The organism is Streptomyces sp. NPDC060209 (genome assembly GCF_042728155.1).
In the GTDB taxonomy this organism is placed as follows: Bacteria; Actinomycetota; Actinomycetes; order Streptomycetales; family Streptomycetaceae; genus Streptomyces.
On record NZ_JBHWZS010000496.1, the window covers coordinates 1 to 3,561 of the forward strand.

Genomic DNA, 3,561 nt, shown 5'->3' on the forward strand with positions numbered 1-3,561 from the left:
TGGCTCCGCCGTGCCTCCCTCCTTCGCCTTGCGATCCACGGCACCGGACCCCGCTCACTGATCCGGCCTGATCCAAACGAAAGACCCCAGGCGTGCTGCGGCCAGGGAACGCCGATCGCGTGAGCCGGCGGGAGGCCGCCCCTACTCGCCCGTCACGGGATCCCGGCCCGTGAGGCAGTAGATGCCGCCCGACGGGTCCCGCATCACCGTCCACCCGTCTCCGTCGCGTACGAACTCGGCGCCGTGCCGTTCGTGCAGGGCCCGGCCGGCGACGAGGTCCGAGCAGGCCACGTCCAGATGTGCCGAGGCGGGGCGCGGCTCCTCCAGGCGCTGGAGCAGCAGGCGGACGGGCAGGTCCCGGAGCGGGCGGAGAACGTGGAACTCCTGGTGGGCGCCGGGACGGGAGTCCCAGCCTGTCAGTGCCGTCCAGAAATCGACCTCGGCCCCGAACGCCGCCGGTGACACGTCGAGGCAGATCTGGTCCGGCCGGCTCGCGGTACCGCCGGGATCGGTGAGGACCGCCGGCCGGGTCACCTGACCCCGCCAGGGCGCCACGCAGAACGGCTGGCCGCCGGGGGAGCGGAGTACCGTCAGCTCGGGGTGCCGGGCATCCACCACGGCACCCAGCTCGGTCGCCCGCGCGGTGAAGGCGGGCGGGTCCTCGACCGAGAAGTCCGGGTGTGCGCCGCCCGGCCCGCCGACGGCCTGGACCGCCAGGCAGGCGTCGGCCCCGTCGGTGAGCAGCGTCGTGAACTCGCCCCGTTCGCCCCACGGCGCGGAGACGCGGGTGCCGGTGACCGCGTTCCAGAAGGTGGCGGCGCGGTCGGCTGTCGCCGTCGGGCGGTCGATGAAGGCGTACGTCCAGCGGATCACGGTGCTCCTCTGCTGCGGCTCGGTGCGCCCCCCGGGCGCCCTTCATCGTGTCAGAGCCCAGGGTCCGGGTGCCCGTTCACCACTCGTTCACCGGTCGGGTCCGTCCGTGGCATTCCCTCGCACGCCGTGGGGATCTACGCTCGGCGGCGAATCGATCAACCTGTCCGCGCCGTGTACCAAGCGGTGTTGACAACGTTGTCCATCTCTGCCGGAGGTATCCGAGAACATGCCCTCCAGACCGTCCGCGGCCCGGCGTCTCGCCGCACGGGCCGCCGCGATCGTCGTCACCGGCGCGCTCGCAGGCGCCGTCATGCCGCCGGCCGCCCAGGCCGACGCGCTCGTCGCGCGTCCCACCGCCTATGTGGACCCGATGATCGGTACGGCGAACGGCGGCAACACCTATCCCGGCGCGGTCCGCCCGTACGGCATGATCGCCTGGTCGCCGACCAGCACCACGGGCGACCAGACGAGCACCGGGGCGGCCAACGGCTACGAGTACGGGGTGACCCGCATGCGCGGGCTGAGCCTCACCCATGTCAACGGTGCCGGGTGCAACCCGGGCGCCGCGGGTGACGTGCCGATCATGCCGTTCGTCGGCGATGTCACCTCCTCGCCGTCCGCGGACACCAAGGACGCGGTCTACGCCTCCGGCTTCTCGCACGACAACGAGCGTGCCGTGCCCGGCCGTTACACCGTCGGGCTGGACTCCGGCGCCACCGCCGACCTGGCCGTGAGCGAGCGTGCGGGCGTAGCCGACTTCAGCTTCCCGGCGGACAAGCCCGCCAACCTGCTCTTCCGTGTGTCCAACTCCCTCAACGGCAGCGAGGACGCCGAGATCGAGATCGACACCGCGCACCGCAAGGTGACCGGTTCGGTGCTCACCGGGGCGTTCTGCGGCCGGCGCGCCAACGGTGGTACCAACAACCGCAAGAGCTACTACCGGCTCTACTTCAGCGCGTCCTTCGACCGTGACTTCGCTTCCACGGGCACCTGGCGTGACGGCACCCTCACGCCGGGCGCCACCAGCGGAAGCGGAGGTGAGGGATACGCGACCGGGGCGGATCGAGCCGGACGGGGATCCGGAGGCTGGGTCGGTTTCGACACCGCGGCCGACGACGACGTACGCATGCGGATCGGGATCTCCTACGTGAGCCAGGCGGGCGCCGAGGCCAACCTCCGCAAGGAGATCGCGCCGAGGGCGAGCGTCGACGACGTGGCCCGCGCGGGATCCGCCGCCTGGGACCGCGAGCTCACCTCCGTAAGTGTCGGCGGAGGCAGCGACGCGCAGCGCACCTCGTTCTACACGGCGCTGTACCACTCGCTGATGCAGCCGAATCTGATCAGCGACACCGACGGCCGCTACCCCGGCATGGACGGGAAGCCGCACCGCGTGACACGCGGTCAGAAGGCGCAGTACAGCAACTTCTCCGGCTGGGACCAGTACCGCGCCCAGATCCAGCTCCTCGCCCTGCTCAAACCGAAGATCGCCGGGGACTTCGCCCAGTCGCTGTACAACTTCGCCCGGCAGAACGGCGGCGTCTGGGACCGCTGGGTGCACGTGAACGGCGCCACGCACGTGATGACGGGCGATCCCACCGCCGCCACTCTCGCCACGTTCTACGCGATGGGCGTACGCAACTTCGACTACGAGGGCGCCTTCGAATCCCTGGCCCGCCAGGCCACGGTGCCCCACCCGGACGGCTTCTCCGACGCGGGATGCCCCGGCCAGTGCACCGGTCAGCGGCCCAACCTCGCCCAGTACCTGGAATCCCACTACGCGGCCCAGGACGTCTGCCACTGCTGGGGAGGTGCCGCCGAGACCCTGGAGGACGCGGTCGCCGACGCGGCGCTCGGCCGCTGGGCGCGGCTGCTCGGACGCGACGAGGAGGCGGACGCTTTCGAGGAGCGCGGCCTCTGGTGGCGCAACGTGTTCAACTCCGAGGCCGGCGACGGCGCCGGGACCACCGGCTACATCCAGGCACGCAACCTCGACGGCTCCTGGGTGACCCCCTTCAGCCCCGGCAGCGACAAGGGCTTCGCGCAGGGAACGAGCGCCACCTATACCTGGATGGTCCCGCAGGACGTGCAGGGCCTGGCCGACGCCATGGGCGGCCGGGAGACCGCGGCGGAGCGGCTGGACGCCTTCTTCCACAAGGCGGACGGCTCCTGGTCGGTCAAGGGCGGCGACGCGCTGCGCTACGACCCCACCAACGAGCCCGGAATCCACGCCCCTTGGCTCTACAACGCGCTGGGTCAGCCGTGGAAGACCCAGGAGACCGTACGCGAGATCGTGAACACGGTCTACGGGACCGGCCCGCGCGGCCTGCCCGGGAATGACGACCTCGGCACGATGTCGGCCTGGTACGTCTTCTCGGCCCTCGGCCTCTATCCGCAGACGCCGGGCAGCGCCACCATGCTGCTGGGGGCGCCGCTCTTCCCGTCCGCAGTGCTGAACCGATCGCGGGGCGGCGACATCCGCATCAGCGCCCCGCAGGCCGATGCGACACATCCGTACATCGACGCGGTGAAGGTCGACGGACGGGCGAGTGACAGGTCCTGGACGGACGCCCGACTCGTCACACGAGGGGGGTCGTTGACCTACCGGCTCGCCGACCGGCCGAACACGTCCTGGGCCACTGGACCTGCGAGTCTTCCGCAGTAGCACACCAGTTGGTCCTGTCCCGGGAC

General features: G+C 71.3%; 2 protein-coding genes. One reads left to right on the plus strand and one right to left on the minus strand.

Annotated features, from left to right (window positions below):
* Nucleotides 1-141 precede the first annotated feature (141 nt).
* Nucleotides 142-873: a VOC family protein gene (locus tag ACFWFI_RS41695; protein WP_387401019.1), complete on the minus strand. Its 732-nt coding sequence runs from the start codon at nt 871-873 to the stop codon at nt 142-144.
* A gap of 226 nt (nt 874-1,099) precedes the next feature.
* Here ACFWFI_RS41695 and ACFWFI_RS41700 point away from each other — a divergent pair, with 226 nt between their 5' ends.
* Nucleotides 1,100-3,535, plus strand: a complete 2,436-nt coding sequence (locus ACFWFI_RS41700; protein WP_387401021.1) for a GH92 family glycosyl hydrolase — start codon at nt 1,100-1,102, stop codon at nt 3,533-3,535.
* Nucleotides 3,536-3,561 lie beyond the last annotated feature (26 nt).

Excerpts from the sequence above, each read along its gene's own strand:
- ACFWFI_RS41700 (WP_387401021.1), top strand. The coding sequence starts at position 1,100 with ATGCCCTCCAGACCGTCCGCGGCCCGGCGTCTCGCCGCACGGGCCGCC.